The organism is Aromatoleum diolicum (assembly GCF_012910955.1).
GTDB classification, from domain to species: Bacteria; Pseudomonadota; Gammaproteobacteria; order Burkholderiales; family Rhodocyclaceae; genus Aromatoleum; species Aromatoleum diolicum.
Genome location: NZ_WTVQ01000016.1, coordinates 51,251 through 66,908 on the forward strand (window position 1 = coordinate 51,251; position 15,658 = coordinate 66,908).

Consider the following 15,658-nt stretch of genomic DNA (forward strand, 5'->3'; position numbering starts at 1 on the left):
GCGTTCGCACCGGATTGGGGCTAGCCTTTCTTTCAGCCGCGCGTTCGCGCGCATGTCATGTTAACGAGCAGGAGGATCGAAAAATGTCCAATAACGCTGAGGTTTCCCGTGACAAGCTGGTTTCCGATTTCAAGGTGGTGATGAGCGACGCCGAGGAGCTGCTGAGACTGACCGCTGGCCAGGCCGGCGAAAAGCTTACCGAAGTGCGCTCACGGCTTGGTGACCGCATGCTGACGGCCAAGGATCGCATCGCCGACATGGAATCGGCCGTCGTCGAGCAGACCAAAAAGGTCGCGTACGCCACCGATGACTACGTGCACAAGAATCCGTGGCAATCGGTCGGCGCTGCTGCCGGCGTCGCCTTCCTGCTCGGCCTGCTGGCCGGACGTCGCTGAAGCTGATGGCTGACGCGCCGAAGCCGCGCCTGGCAGCCAGCCTGCGCGGCTTTCTCGACGCCGGACTGGCGACCGCCCAGACGCGGCTGGAACTGCTCGCGGTCGAGGCGCAGGAAGAAAAACTGCGCCTCACCAGCCTGCTCCTGAACACGGTGTTGAGCGCCGTGTTGCTGGGCTTCGGCATCGTGTTCCTGGCCGTATTCCTGACGGTGCTGTTCTGGGACAGCCACCGCCTGTTTGCACTGGGTCTGGGCACCGTGGCGCTGTTCGCCGGGGGGCTGGTGACCGCGCGTAACGCTGCCAGCGAGATTCAGCGTGGCAGCCGCCTGTTCGCCGGAAGCCTGGGCGAACTCGCACGTGACCGCGACGCCTTGCAGCGCAGGGAATGAACTCGAAAATCGTCGAATTGGCGCTGAAGAAACAGCGCCTGCAGATGCGCGCCGAGCAGGAGCGTGCGGACATGCTCGCACGCCTGGGGCGCATTGAATCGGTGCTGAATCTGGTCGATCGCGCGCGCGATGGCATACGCAGTCTGCGTGACAACGCGCCGCTGCTGTCGGCGGGTGCGCTGCTATTCATCCTGCTCAAGCCCCGCCTTGCCTTGCGGCTCGCGCAGCGGGCGTGGCTGGGATGGGTGCTCTATCGCAACCTTGAACGCCGGTTCGCGCCGCTCAAGGTCATGCTCAGGCGTTTCGGGGCCTAGCTTTTTCCTTCGGCAGCACGAAATTCAGCAGCACCGCTGCAATGCCGCACAGGCTCACACCCTGCAGGGAAAAACCGTCGAGGTTGAGGGCGAGCCCGCCAATGCCGAACACCAGCACCGACGAGACGATCACCAGATTGCGCGGGTGGTCCATATCCACGCGCGCGGCAATCAGCGTCTTGAGACCGATGCTCGCGACCGAGCCGAACAACAGCATCATGATGCCGCCCATCACCGGCACCGGGATGGACTGCAGGATCGCGTTGAACTTGCCGAAGAAGGCCATCACGATCGCGAACACTGCGGCCCAGGTCATGATCGCCGGATTGAAATTGCGCGTGAGCGTCACCGCACCGGTGACTTCGGAATAAGTCGTCACCGGCGGCCCGCCGATGAGGCCCGCGAAAGCGACGGCGAGCCCGTCGCCCGCCAGCGTGCGGTGCAGGCCGGGGCTTTCGGTGTAGTCCTTGCCGGTCACGCCGCCGATCGCGACGACGTCGCCGACATGCTCGATCGCCGGCGCCAGCGCCACCGGCAGCATGAACAGGATCGCGGCCCATTCGAAGCTCGGGGCAACGAAGGACGGCAGCGCCAGCCACGGCGCGGTGGCGATCTTTGCGAAATCGACCATGCCCATCATCGCGGCGAGCCCGTAACCGACCACCACACCCGCGAGGATCGGCACCAGCTTGAAAAAGCCGCGCGCGGCGATCGCGACCAGCACCGTGGTGCCGAACGACACCGCGGCGACGGTCATCGCCGGGAGGTAGGGCACAAGTTCGAGCTTGCCGTCGCCACTGCGTCCCATCGCCATGTTCACCGCCACCGAAGCGAGCGACAGGCCGATGATCATGATGATCGGGCCGATGACTACGGGCGGCATGAAGCGATGCACGATCCCGGCGCCGTGGTGCCACACCAGCGCGGAAAACAGGAAATACACCAGGCTGACGCACATCAGCGCCCCCATCGTCGCCGCCGGGCCCCAGGTCTGCATGCTGAAGACGATCGGCGCGATGAAGGCGAAGCTCGAGCCGAGGAACAAGGGCACCTCGCGGCGCGTCGTCAGCTGGAACAACAGCGTGCCAACCCCGGCACCGAGGAGCGCCATGCTCGGATTGAGACCGGTGAGCAGCGGCACCAGCACGAGTGCGCCGAATGCGACGAACAGGATCTGGGCGCCGGAGATGGCCTGCCGCCACAGCGGATCGGCGGTCTGGATGGGAAGTTCGCGCATGCGTGCTCTCCTGCCCCGCTGCCGACGCGGCGGGAACGGGCAAGGCCCCGCGGGGGCCGGGTTCAGGTGTTGTGCTTGGTGCCGAAGATCTTGTCGCCGGCGTCGCCCAGCCCGGGCATGATGTAGCCGTGCTCGTTGAGATGGCTGTCGATGCTGGCGGTGTAGATGTCGACGTCCGGGTGTTTTTCGTCCATCAGGCGTATGCCTTCGGGCGCGGCGACCAGCACCAGGGCGCGAACGTGGCGGCAGCCGGCGCGTTTGAGCATGTCGACGGTGGCCGCCATCGAGCCGCCCGTGGCAAGCATCGGATCGATGATCAGCGCCATGCGCTCGGCAAGGTTGCCGACGAACTTCTCGAAATACGGCGCGGGCATCAGCGTTTCTTCGTTGCGCGCGATGCCGACGACGCTGACCTTGGCGCTCGGGATCATGTCGAGCACGCCGTCGAGCATCCCCAGGCCGGCGCGCAGGATCGGCACCACGGTGACTTTCTTGCCCTTGATCTGCTCCACGGCGACCGGCCCGGCCCAGCCGTCTATCGTCACCGTTTCCAGCTCGAAGTCCTGGCTCGCCTCGTAGGCCAGCAGCCGCGCGAGCTCGGCGGTCAGTTCGCGGAATTTCTTGGTGCTGATGTCGGCTTCGCGCATCAGGCCGATCTTGTGCCGGACCAGCGGATGATTGATTTGTTTGATGGGCATGCGGGCACTCTCGGCGCGGGAATTGCGCGCCAGTTTAACCGCAAGCGCGCGCACCAAAGCAGTCCGGTAGAATTAGGATCTTCCACAATCACGATGCTGCAGGAGGCCCGGGATGTCGGTCGATCTGGATGAAATCACCCGTATCCGCGAGGACGCCGACTGTCTTGCCGATGGCGCCACCGTCGCGGCCGCGCTGGAGCGCATGGCGGCGGAAATCACCGCGCAGATGGCGGGCAGCAACCCCCTGGTGTATGTCGTGATGAACGGCGGGCTGATCCTCGCCGGCCAGATCCTGCCGCGCCTGCCGTTTCCGCTGGAAGTCGCCTATCTGCATGCGACGCGCTACGGCCACGCCCTGAAGGGCAACCAGCTCGACTGGCGCATGCGGCCGACGCAGGACCTGCGCGGGCGCACGGTGCTGGTGCTGGACGACATTCTCGATGAAGGCCACACGCTGCAGGCGATCCTCGAATACCTGAAGGCCGAAGGACCGAAGGAAGTGCGCTCCGCGGTGCTGACGCACAAGCTGCACGATCGCAAGGCCTACCCCGGCATGCGTGCCGACTTCACCGGCCTCGACGTCGCCGACCGTTTCCTGTTCGGCTGCGGCATGGATTACAAGGGCTACTGGCGCAACGCGCCGGGCATCTACGCGGTCAAAGGACTCTAAGGAGCAAACCATGCTGTTCACCTTCAAATCGGCCGCCGGTGCGGACGTCATCATGTTCGGCGACGTGGCGAAGCAGCTCGTCGCGATTCTCGGCAAGGACCCCGACGACGCCAAGGGCATCGTCACCGTCGAGCAGTTACCGGGAGCGATCGCACGCCTGCGCGCCGCGATCGACGAGGACAAGGCACGCCAGGCACGACAGCCGCAGGATGCGGACGAGGACGAAGAACCCGATCCCGAGCGCAGCGGCATGGCCGCACCGGTCGGCCTCGCACAGCGCGCCTGGCCGCTGCTGGACTTGCTGGAACTGTCGCAGAAGGAAGGGGTTCCGGTCGTCTGGGGCGTCTAGACACGCCAACCCCTTCCCCGCTGGCAGCCGAGGCAGCGCAGCGATGATGCTGTCCGGCGTCCGCGGGTGCACCGATGGCGGCGCACGCGGGTGAATCCGCTTGCTTCCCGGCAACGACCTGGAACCCCACCGCATGAAGTCCGCCCCTGCCGCCAACACCGGTTCCATTTCGTCCGCCGTGCTCTACGGCCTGGTCTTTGTCGAGGGCTTTGCCTCGCTCGGCGCCGAAGTGATCGCGCTGCGGCGCCTGGTGCCGCATCTGGGCAGTTCGATCACGGTCACGGCGCCGACGATCGGCTTCTTCCTGCTCGCGCTCGCGCTGGGCTACCAGGCAGGCGGCCGCGTGGAGCGGGATTTCCTGGCGCGCGTGCGGATCAATTTCGTAATCGCCGCCGCGCTGATCGCCGTGGGGCTCGCCGGGCCGGTCGTCGAGGCGCTGTTCGCCCACATACGGCCGGCGCTGGTTGCCTACCTGATCTTCATCGTCGGTGTGCTCGGCCCGATCGCCTGGTTGCTCGGCCAGACTGTTCCGGTGCTGACGAACCTGCTGCGCCACGAGCGTGCCGGCGCACGCAGCGGTGCGGCACTGTACTGGTCGACGCTGGGCTCCTTTCTCGGCTCGCTATCGCTGTCGCTGCTGGTGATGCAGTGGCTCGGCGTATCGGCCGCGGTGCTCGCCTGTGCGGTGCCGTTGCTGGCACTGGTGCCGGTGCTGCGCGATCCGTCCGCGCTTTCCATCTGGCGCAGCCTGCCGCTGCCGGGCGTGGTCGCGGCGGCGGCGATCGCATGCAATATGCTGCTGCCGCAGCACATCGAAACGGCCTATGCGACCTACCGCGTCGCACCGATCGCCCTTCCGGGCATGAGCGATGCGCGCGTGTTCCGCATCAACAACTCGGCCGCCTCGCTGATCGACGCCGGCGAACCGCCGCGCTATGCGCGCTACATCGAGCGGCTGCGTGCGCTGCTGCTCGACGAGATGGGTTTCCGCGACAAGCGCATCGCGGTGCTGGGTGGCGGCGGTTTCACGCTGTCGCACCGCGAACCGCTCAACGACTATGTTTACGTCGACATCGACCCGGCGGTGCGCGAGGTCGCCGAGCGGGAATTCCTCGGCACGCCGGTGCGCGGGCGCTTCATCGCCGCGGACGCGCGCCGCTTCGTCGCCGACACCGACGAGCGCTTCGACGCCGTCGTTGTCGATGCCTTCAGCGCGCTGACCAGCATTCCCGCACATCTGGTGACGCGGGAGTTCTGGCAGGGCACGCGCCGCGTGCTTGCCGCGGACGGCGTGCTGTTCGCCAACCTGATCCTCGACGCGCGCCTCGCCAGCCCCTACGCGCGCAATCTGCTGGCGACGATCCAGTCGGTGTATGGCCAATGCGCGGTCGAGATCCTGTTCCGCGACCGCCCGCAGAGCAATGTGCTGGTGCAGTGTTTCGCCGGTCCGCCGCCAACCGCGCCAGTTTCGTATACCGACGAGCGCAACGGCGCCGATCTGGACATCCTGCGCTCACGCTAAACGTCACTGCCGCCGCAAGGCGTTACGCCTCGCCGGTGCGCACCCAGGCCCAATAGCTGGCGAGGCTTGCAAGCGCGCCGACCGCGATGACCAAGGCCATCGGCACGACCGTGTCAGCCAGCGTATGGCCGACAAAGATACCGGCGAGTGCGGCCAGCCCCATTTGCGAAAATCCCATCAGCGACGCCGCGGCGCCGGCCATCTGCGGATATGGCGCCATGCCGAGCGCGGCCGCATTGGGCATGACGAGACCGATCGCGCAGGCGGAGAACCACATCGGGATCATCACCGCAAGCGGGTGATGCACGCCGGCGAGCGCCAGGCCCAGCATGGCCGTTCCGGCGACGGCGCCAAGCGCCGTGCCGATGCGTATCAGGCGCTCCGGGCCCAGGCGGCGCGACAGCCTGCCCGAGGCCGTGGCGCCGATCATGTAGCCCGACACCATCACGCCGAATGCCAGACCCATGCCCTGCGGCGTAAAGCCGAACATGCCGATGAAGACGAAGGGCGACGCGGAAATGAAGGCGAACAGGCCCGCGTAGGCCAGCGCGTTGCACGTCAGCAGGCCGCGGTAGCGCCGGTCGCGCAGCAAGGTGGCGAAGTTGCCCAGCAGCTTGCCGGTGCGGGCCGCGGTGGCGTCGCGGTGGTGATTCGTTTCGTCGAGACGGCGCCACACCGTCAGGGTCAGCAGCACCGAGTACACGGAGAGGAACACGAAGGTCGCGCGCCAGCCGAACCACACCGTGAGCCAGCCTCCGAGCACCGGCCCGACCAGCGGCGCCAGCCCCATCGCGGTGCCGATGTAGGACAGCATGCGCGCCGAATCGTGCGGGCCATACACGTCGCGCACGATCGCGCGGCCCAGCACCGGCCCCGCACAGGCCCCCAGCGCCTGCAGAAAACGCGCCGCGATCAGCGTTTCGATCGAGGCGGCGAACACACACGCCACCGACGCCAGTGCATACACCACCATGCCGAACAGCAGCACCGGCCGCCGCCCGTAGCGGTCCGACAGGGGACCGTAGGCGAGCTGGCCGACGGCGAAGCCGATCAGAAACACCGACAGCGTGAGCTGCGTGTTGGCGACGTCGGTGCCGAGCGCTGCGGTAATCGCGGGCAGCGCCGGGAGGTAGAAATCGGTCGATAACGGCCCGAGCGCGACCAGTGCGGTAATGAGGACAGCGAGGGCAAGGGTGGGAGCAGTCATCGGGGATGGGTGGAGGCGGCCGGGCGCATTCAGGACGCGCTTAGTATCGCCTCAATCCCGTTCCCAGGACCATGCCCTTGACAATAAATTGATTTATGCCACACCATTCCCCTTCAACCCTATCATTCGGCATCGGGTTGATGGGCGGGGGCCGCGAGACGGAACGCCTCCAGCGCTTCGCACGCTTCGGCGATGCGCATCACGGTCGGCAGATCGTCGAGGCGACAGTTCACGCGACGCGCGTTGAACACCTGCGGCACCAGACAGCAGTCCGCCAGACCCGGCGCGTCGCCGTGGCAGAAGCGCGCGGTGCGTGCATCGCCCGTCAGCATCGCTTCGACCGCGGCGAGCCCGAGCTCGCACCAGTGCCGGTACCACGCATCCTTCTGTTCGTCACTGATGCCGAACTCACGCTTCAGGTGGCGCAGCACGCGCAGGTTGTTGAGCGGATGGATGTCGCACGCGATGGCCTGCGCGATCGCCCGCACGCGCGCGCGCCCGAGCGGGTCCGACGGCAGCAGCGGCGGCGCCGGTTGCGTCTCGTCGAGATATTCGATGATCGCCAGCGACTGGCTCAGCACCTGCCCCTCCACTTCGAGCGCCGGCACCAGGCCGGCCGGATTCAGCGCCAGGTATTCCGGCTTGCGCTGCTGACCACCGTCCTTCAGGAGGTGCACCGGCACGGCGTCGTACGCGAGGCCCTTCAGGTTCAATGCGATGCGCACGCGGTAAGCAGCGGAGCTGCGGAAATAGGTGTAGAGCTTCATCGCGGCTCCTGTTCTACGTGCCGCTCAGCGTTCGAGCGGCGCCACCTGCTGCTCGATGGCACCGAAAATGTCTTCACCGCGCTCGCTGAGCATCTCGATGCGCACGCGGTCGCCGAAACGCATGAATGGCGTCTGCGGCTTGCCCCCTTCAATGGTCTCGTAGGTGCGCACTTCCGCGAGGCAGCAGTAGCCCACGCCACCGTTGGCAATGCTCGACCCGTACAGCCCGCCTTGCTTGTTCGACACGGTGCCCGAGCCGATGATCGAGCCGGCTTCGAGTTCGCGCGTCTTCGCGACATGCGCGATCAGCTGCGGGAAGTTGAACGTCATGTCCACGCCGGCATTGGGACAGCCGAAGGGCTGGCCGTTGAGCGTCACGCGCAGCGGCAGATGCACGCGGCCGTCGTGCCAGCCCATGCCCAGTTCGTCCGGCGTGACCGCCACCGGCGAGAAGGCCGAGGCGGGTTTCGACTGGAAGAAGCCGAAGCCCTTCGCCAGTTCATTGGGAATCAGGTTGCGCAAGGACACGTCGTTCACCAGCATCAACAGGCGGATCCGCTGCGCGCATTCGTCGGCCGAGGCCCCCATGCGCACGTCGTCCGTCACCACTGCGACCTCGGCTTCGAAGTCGATGCCCCAGTCCTCGCTGGCGGCGATGATCGCGTCACGCGGGCCAATGAAGCTGTCCGAGCCGCCCTGGTACATCAGCGGGTCGGTGTGGAAGGATTCCGGCAACTCGGCGCCGCGCGCCTTGCGCACCAGCTCGACGTGGTTGATGTAGGCCGAACCGTCGGCCCACTGGTAGGCCCGCGGCAGCGGCGAATGGCAGAGCGCCGGATCGAACGCGATCGCGTGCCTGGCGTGCCCGTGGTTGAGCATGTCATAGACCAGCTCCAGCTCGGCGGAGACCTTGTCCCAGTCGTCGAGCGCGGCCTGCAGCGTCCTGGCGATGCCGCCGACGCTCTGGCAACGGGTGAGGTCGCGGCTGACCACGACCAGCGTGCCGTCGCGGCCGCCCTGCTTCAATGTCGCGAGCTTCATTGCGCGCCCCCTCCCCCGCTCATGCTGCCATCGTGCATCCAGCGCGCGTGCATCGGCGCCTTCTTGGTGCGCGACCATTCCTCGATCATGTCCCGCTTGACCGCGTCGAGCCTCTGCAGCATTTCCGGCGTGCCGGTATTCACCGCGAGTTCAAGGCGGTGGCCGTTGGGGTCGAAGAAGTAGATCGACTTGAAGATGGTGTGGTCGGTCGGGCCGACGACGTCGATGCCCGCAGCCTCCAGCCTGGCCTTGGTCGTCAGCAGCTCGTCCATCGAGCCGACCTCCATCGCGAAGTGCTGCACCCAGTCCGGCGTGTTGTGGTCGCGGTCCATCGGCGGCCGCGTCGGCAGCTCGAAGAACGCCAGCACGTTGCCGCCGCCGGCGTCGAGAAAGATGTGCATGTAGGGGTCGGGCGCCTTGGTCGACGGCACCTCGTCTTCGGCGATCGCGAGGATCAGCTGCATGCCGAGGTGTTTCTCGTACCAGTCGACGGTTTCCTTCGCGTCCCTGCAGCGGTACGCGACGTGGTGGATCTTCTTGATCAGCATGGAATTCTCCTGGAAACGCAGCACATCAGGCGCCTTCGCGGGCAATCTGCATCGCCTCGCGCAGCACCGAGATGTCGCCGATGTGGTTCGCGAGCAACAGGATCAGGCGCGCATTGACCATCGCGCTCTGCTCGTCGGAGAGGTCGCGGTGCATGTCGATCAGCGCCTCGTAGAAGTCGTCACCGGGGCTGAAGGCGCGGAAATAGCGTTTGCCGGGCGTGAAGAAGTTCGAATCGGTATTGAGGCTCATCTTTCGCTCCTTCAGGCGTTGCAGGTGGCGCGGGCGAGTGCGGCGCGCACGCGGGCGGCGTCGAACGCGCGCCAGCGCGCGGCGACATGCTGGTCGGGCCGCATCAGGTAGGTCGTGCCGGGTTTCAGATCGTAGCGTTCGCGGATGCGTCCGCGGCTGTCGATCAGGGTTTTCAGGCCGCCCGGCGCGCGACCGCGCTCCGCAATGACGATGACTTCGACCGGGACCGGCGCATCGGCCAGCGCGGCGAACGCGGCAGCGGTGGCTGCGTCGATGTCGACGGCGTCCGACATGCAGTACAGCAACTGAAAGCGGTTGCCGGCGACCTGCAGCAGCCAGTTCTCGCCACTCGCGGTCTCGACCGGCGCGTCGTCCATCGGCGCGCCGGGCACCATGTTGCCGGCAAAGACCTCGCTGTCCGGCGTGTTCAGCCGCGATTCGGTCAGGAAACTCGGCACCGACAGGCGTCCCGAATTGACCAGCGCGCGGGCGAACGGGTAGTCCTTCGCGAGCCCCAGCACGGCGTTGCGGAAAGTCTTGCTGGTGGCGCTCTTGGGTGTGATGAAGTCGGTCGAGCGCGTCGAGTTCATCAGGTTCTCGTCGGCGGCCGCCACGCGCTCTTCCGAATAGGTATCGAGCAGGGTCGCCGGCGCCTTGCCGTCCATCACCAGTTTCAGCTTCCACACCAGGTTGTCGGTGTCCTGGATGCCGGAGTTCGCGCCGCGCGCGCCGAAGGGCGACACCTGGTGCGCGGCGTCGCCGGTGAACAGCAGCCGGCCGTGGCGGAATTCGTGCATGCGGCGGCACTGGAAGGTGTAGACGCTGACCCATTCGAGCTCGAATTCGCGCTCGTCGCCGAGCATCGCCTTGATACGCGGAATCACCTTCTCAGGCTTCTTCTCCTCTTCCGGATCGACGTTCCAGCCAAGCTGGAAGTCGATGCGCCAGACGTTGTCGGCCTGGCGGTGCAGCAGCACCGACTGGTTCGGGTGGAAGGGCGGGTCGAACCAGAACCAGCGCTCGGTCGGGTAGTCCGCCTTCATCACCACGTCGGCGATCAGGAAGCGGTCCATGAATATCTTGCCTTCGATGTCCAGCCCCATCATGTGGCGGATCGGGCTGCGCGCGCCATCCGCGACGATCAGCCAGTCGGTATCCAGCGAATAGGCGCCGTCGGGCGTTTCGACGCGCAGGCTGACGCGGTCGCCGTGATCGGTCACGGCGATCACGTTGTTCTTCCAGCGCAGGTCGATGTTGGGCAGCGACTGCCCGCGGCGCACGAGGTATTCCTCCAGGTAGTACTGCTGGAGGTTGATCATCCCCGGACGATGGTGGTCGGGCTCCGGACACAGATTGAAGTTGAACACCTCCTGCTCGCGGAAGAAGGTACGCCCGACGTTCCACGACACGCCCTTCTGCACCATCTCCTCGGCGCAGCCCAGGCGGTCCATGATCTCCAGCGCGCGCTTCGCATAGCACACGCCGCGCGAGCCGATGCTGACGGTGTCGTCGTTGTCCAGCAGCACCACCGGCGTGCCCTGGATCGCCAGGTCGATCGCCGCCGCGACCCCGACCGGACCGGCGCCGACGATCACCACCGGATAGCGCCCGTCGCGCTGCTCTGCCAGCTCCGGCGGACGCCGGTATTCGAACTTCGGATACTTGTACGTGCTCAGCACGGTGTCTCCTCCTGTGTACCTGTCATGCGCCGGCGCCGCCTTCTTGGGAGCGTGTCACCGGCGTTTCATCGCTGCGGAATCGGGGGGGGTACGGCGTTTACTCCTGCAAGGCGTGCCACATCTGCTGGTCGCGCTCGGCGGTCCAGATGCGCGGATCGCGGATGCCGGACGCCTCATCGTGCGCGCGCGTCACGTCGAACGGCAGGCAATGCTCGTAGATGAACACCTGGCCGAAATGCGGATCCATGTGCTTGCGCGTGTGCGCCATCGTCGCCTTCAGGTCCATGCCCTGCGCGACCGCCTCCTGCGCGCTGCGGTACAAGGTCGACACGAAGGCCTTGGTGTACGCGAGCCCCTCCTCCACCCGCTCGGGCGTCGTCAAGGCCGGACCGCGACCGGGCACCAGCTTGGCGGCGCCGAACTGCACCAGCCGGTCGAGCGTTGCCGGCCAGTCGGCCAGATACGCGTCGCCGGTGTAGCAGGCCGCGTCGAACTCGACCAGATCGCCCGAGAACAGCACGCCGTCCTGCGGCAGCCACACCACGGTGTCGCCCTTCGTATGGCCGCGGCCGCACTGCATGATCTTCACTTCGAGCTTGCCCAGCCACAGGCTCATCTCGCCGTGGAAGGTGATCGTCGGCCAGGTCAGCCCCGGCACGCTCTCGACCGCGTCGAACAGGCGCGGAAAGCGGCCGATCTCGGATTCCATGTCCTGCTGGCCGCGCTCGACGATCAGGTCGTAGGTGTCGCGACTGGCGATGATCTGCTCGAGGCCTTCGTCCTTGTAACCGGACGCGCCGAGCACGCGCACCGCGTGGTAATGCGTCAGCACCACGTACTTGATCGGCTTGTCGGTGATCTCGCGCACCTTCGCGACCACGCCCTGCGCCATCACCGGCGTCGCGGTCGCGTCGATGATCATCACCGCGTCGTCGCCGACGATGATGCCGGTGTTGGGATCGCCCTCGGCGGTATAGGCATACGCATGCTCGGACAGCTTGTCGAAGCTGATCTGTTTTACTTCCAGATCGGCCTGCGACGCGAAAACCTTGGTGTTCATGGATGACTCCTTGCTGAAGCGCGGTGGATGCAAATCATCGTAGCCGACGATTTGTTAATCGTCAATCGATTTGCTATGGTTGAATTCAACGCGCAAAATGCACGCCGAACCGTACCTGCTAAGATTCGCGCCCTACGGGAGATATGACCTTGAACAACGAGCACAGTGCGGAGCGCAACGCCGAACGCGTCGGCGACCGCCGCGGCATCCAGTCGATCGAAGTCGGCGGCACCCTGCTGCAGGCGCTGGTGCGCCACGGTGCCCCGATGATCCTCAAGGATCTCGCGCGCGACGCCGGCATGCCGCCCGCCAAGGCCCACCCCTACCTCGTGAGCTTCGGCAAGCTCGGCCTGATCGAACAGGATCCCCTCACCGGCCGCTACGGCCTCGGTGCCTTCTCGCTGCAGATGGGCCTGTCGGCGCTGCACGGCCTCAACCCGCTGCGCGTCGCCACGCCGGAAGCGGCGAAGCTCTCGGACGAGATCCAGCAAAACGTCGCCGTCGCGGTATGGGGCAACCAGGGGCCGACCATCGTCAGCATCGAGGAATGCAGCCGCCAGGTGCATGTGAACATGCGCGTCGGCACGGTGATGAACCTGCTCAACTCCGCCACCGGCCGCGTCTTCGCGGCGTTTCTTCCGGCACGCATGACCGCTGCCATGCTCGACGACGAACTCGCCCAGCTCGCCACCGCGCCGCCGGCGTTGCGGCTGTCGAAGCCGCAACTCGAAGCCGAGCTCGACGAGGTCCGCCGCCAGCGCCTCGCCCGCGCTGCCGGCAAGCCGATCCCCGGCATCAACGCCTTCTGTGCCCCCGTCTTCGACCACAACGGCCACCTTGCGCTGGCGATTACCGCGATGGGCCCCGCCGGCAGCTTCGACCCCGCGTGGGACGGCCCGCTGGCGAAGAAGCTGCGCGCCTGCGCCGAAGCGATTTCGGCACGCCTGGGGAATACCGGGACTTAAGGACGGCAGGCGCTCTCTTTCCGCGGGCAGCAACGCGTGTCACCGGTCCTACCATCCCGCCAGCCTGAACAGCGGGATGAGCCCGAACCACAACACATAGGTCAGTGACGCCACCATCAGCCCGTCGATACGGCCGGGTGGACTTCCCGCTTCAATGCGCTTGTGCAACAGCCACGTCAGCAGGGCCGCGTGGGGGATGACTACATAAGCGATGCCCGCAAAGGCGCCATCCGCCAGATTCATGACCTGCCATATCAGTGCCGCGCCGGCCGCCAGCACCGTGAGGCTGAGCGCCAGCATCAATGCGCCGCGTTGCCCCAGACGGACCACCAGGGTGCGTTTGGAAGCCGCGGCATCCGCTTCCAGATCCGGGATGCCGGAAAGGGTGATCGACGGCAGGATCGCCAGCAGAAGAGGCACGCTCAGCAGCCATGGCAGCGAGTCGTTCCAGGCACCTCCCAGAAGCACGTAACCGCACAGGATCACGCCGATACTATGGGTGACCGCCACATCCAGTTCGCCCAGCCCGCGATAGCAGAGTTTGAGTGGAGGCGCGGTGTAGCCCATGGCCAGAATCGCCATCGTGCCCATCACCAGTGCAACCGCTGACGGATTTGCCGGTGTCATGAACAGGAGCAGCACCGCGGCCGGAAGGGATGCCGCCAGCGCCACCGCGATGCCGACTCTGAGCTCGATCGGACTGAGCAAGCCTTCCACCAGTACCCGGGAGCCGCCGGTGAATGTACTGAAGAAGCGGTTGTTCCGGTCGCTCTCGAAATCCACGACTTCGTTGATCAGTACGGTGGCGACCTCCACCAGGAACAGGCAGAGATAGCCGAGCCAGAACAGCGGATTGCCGAATACGCCGTCGACGGGAGAAGCGGCCAGGGCGCCCGCGGTGTAGGCCAACCAGGTCATGGGATAGAACTGCAGCCGCATGCCTTTGAGCCAGGCGCCGGCCTTGTGCCGAAGCTGTTCCCCCGGAGTGATCCGGCCCCGTTCCAGGCATCGCCCCTGACGACGGGCTTGTTCCAGCCATTGCTGCCGCTGGTGCAGGCTGGAGTCCTTGACCGGGCCGCAGACCAGCGCACGCACGGGGCGGATGCCGCAGAAACCCAGCGTCGCCCGCGCCATCGCATTCCTGCCCGGTTGTCGGTACACAAGACGGTGGACCAGGGGCGGCGTATCCATGGTGGTAATCAGTTGTGCGGATCGCCCGTCGAGCAGCCCCTGATATCCGGTTCCACCTTCGCAGGTCGTGAACGCGAAATCCGGCGTCAGTACACGGTCCAGAAATCCCTTGAGCAGCGCCGGCATGGTTCCCCACCAGGTGGGATAGACGAACACCAGATGCTCGGCCCAAAGGATCAGTTCGCGGGCTTTGAGGATATCGTCTTCAAAGGTCTGTTGATTGGGAGAGACGGTGCGAACCTGGGGGTCGAAATCCAGCGTCGCCAGATCCAGTTGGCGTACCTCGACGCCTGCTTCACTGGCGCCTTTGCCGTAGGCGTTCGCCAGTGCCCCGCAAAGGCTATCGGTGCGCGGATGCCCGAGAATGATGAGTACGTTCATAAACCGCCCTCTCGGCGCGCCGCCAGGTCATTTCCTGGCCATGTTGTGCTGGAAGTAGAGCTTTTCATCGCCGTAGTGCGAGGAGACGACCGGCGCAGCCAGAACCAGTTCGCCCAGAAGCCTGGCGCGCTCCGCCGGATCGCCCTCGGCCAGCGTATAGAGCTCGTACACCGCTTGCCCGACCGGCAGCCCGGCCAGCTTGAGGCGGAAGTCGTCCTCGGCATCGGCGTCCTGCATTAGCGCGCGGGACGACGCGGTGGGCTTCACGAGCAGCTGGTACGGCGTTTTGGGGGCGGCGACACGCGCGCCGTCCGGCAGCGTTCCGGCGAGGTGTTCCAGCGTCAGCCGGCCCGGGTCGGGGTCGCTGGCGCCAAACTGCACGGCGCTGCGTTCGAATGCGCTGGCCAGCAGGCGCTTCGCGAAGGCATTGGCAGGGGGCAGGATGTTGCTGAAAGTCCGGGCAAAGAAGTTGTGGCCGGCCTGGTCGTCAATCGAATGCATCAGATGCAGATTGAGCGAGGGCCGATCGCCGCCGATGAAGACCTTCAGGGCCAGCGCCGGGATCGAGGTGTCGATCGCCGGCTTGCTGGCCAGAGAAAAACGCCCGATCACACATTCCGCGCCGCTCTGGAAAATGCCGGTATAGCCGCCTGCCGCCCCGGGGCTGATCACCAGGCGCAAGCGCGCCTCCGCGCCGAAAGCATGAATCAGCTTGCGGCGGCCCTCTTCCAGTTCATCCCCCTCCACCGTCAATGCCTTGACCGAAAAACGGGTCGTTAGCAGCTTCAGTACATCGAAAATCCCCGGGGTGGTCAGCGGCGGCAGTTGGTCGTAGCGGGACGGAATAATCCTGTCGTGCCACATCGAATCCGCCTTCTGGCACGCAGTGCGCGGGGGGGCCACGGGATTCGGCGCGTGCGCAACCGGACCTGCGCTCTGGCAGCCGCTGGCCGTGATGGCCAACAGGCAGATCAGGCGCGGAAGCATCTTGTTCT

18 protein-coding genes are annotated in these 15,658 nt (G+C 66.0%); 7 read left to right on the plus strand and 11 right to left on the minus strand.

Annotated features, from left to right (window positions below):
- Positions 1–83 precede the first annotated feature (83 nt).
- The 3 genes from GPA25_RS11225 to GPA25_RS11235 are packed head-to-tail and all read left to right on the plus strand — an operon-like array spanning position 84 to position 1,098.
- Positions 84–395 carry an ElaB/YgaM/YqjD family protein gene (locus GPA25_RS11225; protein ID WP_169260475.1) on the plus strand — a complete coding sequence of 104 codons (312 nt, stop codon included), beginning with the start codon at positions 84–86 and terminating at the stop codon, positions 393–395.
- 5 nt (positions 396–400) lie between these two features.
- Complete coding sequence (locus GPA25_RS11230) at positions 401–784, plus strand: phage holin family protein (protein ID WP_169260476.1); 384 nt, start codon at positions 401–403, stop codon at positions 782–784.
- Entirely contained in the window at positions 781–1,098 is a 318-nt protein-coding gene (locus tag GPA25_RS11235; protein WP_169260477.1) for a YqjK-like family protein, read from the plus strand. Before GPA25_RS11230 ends, GPA25_RS11235 begins: the two co-directional genes overlap by 4 nt.
- Here GPA25_RS11235 and GPA25_RS11240 read toward each other — a convergent pair.
- Together GPA25_RS11240 and upp are read right to left on the minus strand one after the other, a co-directional pair.
- Positions 1,079–2,335 carry a uracil-xanthine permease family protein gene (locus GPA25_RS11240; protein WP_169260478.1) on the minus strand — a complete coding sequence of 419 codons (1,257 nt, stop codon included), beginning with the start codon at positions 2,333–2,335 and terminating at the stop codon, positions 1,079–1,081. The two genes, GPA25_RS11235 and GPA25_RS11240, sit on opposite strands and share 20 nt — an antisense overlap.
- 62 nt (positions 2,336–2,397) lie before the next feature.
- Entirely contained in the window at positions 2,398–3,033 is a 636-nt protein-coding gene (upp, locus tag GPA25_RS11245) for a uracil phosphoribosyltransferase (RefSeq protein WP_169260479.1), read from the minus strand.
- 112 nt (positions 3,034–3,145) lie between these two features.
- On the opposite strand from upp, the gene GPA25_RS11250 reads away from it, so the two are divergent.
- The 3 genes from GPA25_RS11250 to GPA25_RS11260 all read left to right on the plus strand — a co-directional run bounded on the left by GPA25_RS11250 (position 3,146) and on the right by GPA25_RS11260 (position 5,574).
- Positions 3,146–3,703 carry a hypoxanthine-guanine phosphoribosyltransferase gene (locus GPA25_RS11250; protein WP_169260480.1) on the plus strand — a complete coding sequence of 186 codons (558 nt, stop codon included), beginning with the start codon at positions 3,146–3,148 and terminating at the stop codon, positions 3,701–3,703.
- A 10-nt stretch (positions 3,704–3,713) separates the two neighbouring features.
- On the plus strand, positions 3,714–4,052 hold the full coding sequence (locus GPA25_RS11255; protein WP_169260481.1) for a DUF1840 domain-containing protein: 339 nt from the start codon (positions 3,714–3,716) through the stop codon (positions 4,050–4,052).
- A 133-nt stretch (positions 4,053–4,185) separates the two neighbouring features.
- A complete protein-coding gene (locus tag GPA25_RS11260) occupies positions 4,186–5,574 on the plus strand; it encodes a fused MFS/spermidine synthase (RefSeq protein ID WP_169260482.1) in 1,389 nt (462 codons plus the stop codon).
- Between the two features lie 22 nt (positions 5,575–5,596).
- Here GPA25_RS11260 and GPA25_RS11265 read toward each other — a convergent pair whose 3' ends face one another.
- From GPA25_RS11265 to GPA25_RS11295, 7 genes are all read right to left on the minus strand, one after another.
- Positions 5,597–6,781, minus strand: a complete 1,185-nt coding sequence (locus tag GPA25_RS11265) for a multidrug effflux MFS transporter (protein ID WP_169260483.1) — start codon at positions 6,779–6,781, stop codon at positions 5,597–5,599.
- A 122-nt stretch (positions 6,782–6,903) separates the two neighbouring features.
- Positions 6,904–7,548 (minus strand): maleylacetoacetate isomerase, encoded by a 645-nt coding sequence (gene maiA, locus GPA25_RS11270; RefSeq protein ID WP_169260484.1) that lies wholly within the window; start codon positions 7,546–7,548, stop codon positions 6,904–6,906.
- Positions 7,549–7,572: 24 nt separating this feature from the next.
- The gene (locus GPA25_RS11275; RefSeq protein ID WP_169260485.1) at positions 7,573–8,589 is read right to left on the minus strand and encodes a fumarylacetoacetate hydrolase family protein; all 1,017 of its coding nucleotides are present in this window, start codon (positions 8,587–8,589) and stop codon (positions 7,573–7,575) included.
- The gene (locus GPA25_RS11280) at positions 8,586–9,137 is read right to left on the minus strand and encodes a VOC family protein (RefSeq protein ID WP_169260486.1); all 552 of its coding nucleotides are present in this window, start codon (positions 9,135–9,137) and stop codon (positions 8,586–8,588) included. Before GPA25_RS11280 ends, GPA25_RS11275 begins: the two co-directional genes overlap by 4 nt.
- Positions 9,138–9,162: 25 nt before the next feature.
- Entirely contained in the window at positions 9,163–9,387 is a 225-nt protein-coding gene (locus tag GPA25_RS11285) for a DUF2783 domain-containing protein (RefSeq protein WP_169260487.1), read from the minus strand.
- An 11-nt stretch (positions 9,388–9,398) separates the two neighbouring features.
- Positions 9,399–11,066: an FAD-dependent monooxygenase gene (locus tag GPA25_RS11290; RefSeq protein WP_169260488.1), complete on the minus strand. Its 1,668-nt coding sequence runs from the start codon at positions 11,064–11,066 to the stop codon at positions 9,399–9,401.
- A gap of 97 nt (positions 11,067–11,163) precedes the next feature.
- Positions 11,164–12,126, minus strand: a complete 963-nt coding sequence (locus GPA25_RS11295) for an MBL fold metallo-hydrolase (RefSeq protein WP_169260489.1) — start codon at positions 12,124–12,126, stop codon at positions 11,164–11,166.
- Between the two features lie 143 nt (positions 12,127–12,269).
- Here GPA25_RS11295 and GPA25_RS11300 point away from each other — a divergent pair, with 143 nt between their 5' ends.
- Positions 12,270–13,091, plus strand: a complete 822-nt coding sequence (locus GPA25_RS11300) for an IclR family transcriptional regulator (RefSeq protein ID WP_169260490.1) — start codon at positions 12,270–12,272, stop codon at positions 13,089–13,091.
- A 48-nt stretch (positions 13,092–13,139) separates the two neighbouring features.
- Here the strand turns inward: GPA25_RS11300 and GPA25_RS11305 are convergent, their stop codons facing one another.
- Both GPA25_RS11305 and GPA25_RS11310 read right to left on the minus strand, forming a co-directional pair.
- A complete protein-coding gene (locus tag GPA25_RS11305; protein WP_169260491.1) occupies positions 13,140–14,663 on the minus strand; it encodes an NAD(P)H-dependent oxidoreductase in 1,524 nt (507 codons plus the stop codon).
- A gap of 27 nt (positions 14,664–14,690) precedes the next feature.
- Complete coding sequence (locus tag GPA25_RS11310; protein WP_169260492.1) at positions 14,691–15,650, minus strand: hypothetical protein; 960 nt, start codon at positions 15,648–15,650, stop codon at positions 14,691–14,693.
- Positions 15,651–15,658 lie beyond the last annotated feature (8 nt).

Bases quoted from the DNA above. Each gene is read 5' to 3' on its own strand.
- GPA25_RS11225 (WP_169260475.1), top strand. From the start codon at position 84: ATGTCCAATAACGCTGAGGTTTCCCGTGACAAGCTGGTTTCCGATTTC.
- GPA25_RS11280 (WP_169260486.1), bottom strand. From the start codon at position 9,137: ATGCTGATCAAGAAGATCCACCACGTCGCGTACCGCTGCAGGGACGCG.
- GPA25_RS11255 (WP_169260481.1), top strand. From the start codon at position 3,714: ATGCTGTTCACCTTCAAATCGGCCGCCGGTGCGGACGTCATCATGTTC.
- GPA25_RS11310 (WP_169260492.1), bottom strand. From the start codon at position 15,650: ATGCTTCCGCGCCTGATCTGCCTGTTGGCCATCACGGCCAGCGGCTGC.
- GPA25_RS11305 (WP_169260491.1), bottom strand. From the start codon at position 14,663: ATGAACGTACTCATCATTCTCGGGCATCCGCGCACCGATAGCCTTTGC.
- maiA (WP_169260484.1), bottom strand. From the start codon at position 7,548: ATGAAGCTCTACACCTATTTCCGCAGCTCCGCTGCTTACCGCGTGCGC.
- GPA25_RS11235 (WP_169260477.1), top strand. From the start codon at position 781: ATGAACTCGAAAATCGTCGAATTGGCGCTGAAGAAACAGCGCCTGCAG.
- GPA25_RS11240 (WP_169260478.1), bottom strand. From the start codon at position 2,335: ATGCGCGAACTTCCCATCCAGACCGCCGATCCGCTGTGGCGGCAGGCC.
- GPA25_RS11295 (WP_169260489.1), bottom strand. From the start codon at position 12,126: ATGAACACCAAGGTTTTCGCGTCGCAGGCCGATCTGGAAGTAAAACAG.
- GPA25_RS11275 (WP_169260485.1), bottom strand. From the start codon at position 8,589: ATGAAGCTCGCGACATTGAAGCAGGGCGGCCGCGACGGCACGCTGGTC.
- upp (WP_169260479.1), bottom strand. From the start codon at position 3,033: ATGCCCATCAAACAAATCAATCATCCGCTGGTCCGGCACAAGATCGGC.
- GPA25_RS11265 (WP_169260483.1), bottom strand. From the start codon at position 6,781: ATGACTGCTCCCACCCTTGCCCTCGCTGTCCTCATTACCGCACTGGTC.
- GPA25_RS11285 (WP_169260487.1), bottom strand. From the start codon at position 9,387: ATGAGCCTCAATACCGATTCGAACTTCTTCACGCCCGGCAAACGCTAT.
- GPA25_RS11300 (WP_169260490.1), top strand. From the start codon at position 12,270: ATGACCTTGAACAACGAGCACAGTGCGGAGCGCAACGCCGAACGCGTC.
- GPA25_RS11230 (WP_169260476.1), top strand. From the start codon at position 401: ATGGCTGACGCGCCGAAGCCGCGCCTGGCAGCCAGCCTGCGCGGCTTT.
- GPA25_RS11260 (WP_169260482.1), top strand. From the start codon at position 4,186: ATGAAGTCCGCCCCTGCCGCCAACACCGGTTCCATTTCGTCCGCCGTG.
- GPA25_RS11250 (WP_169260480.1), top strand. From the start codon at position 3,146: ATGTCGGTCGATCTGGATGAAATCACCCGTATCCGCGAGGACGCCGAC.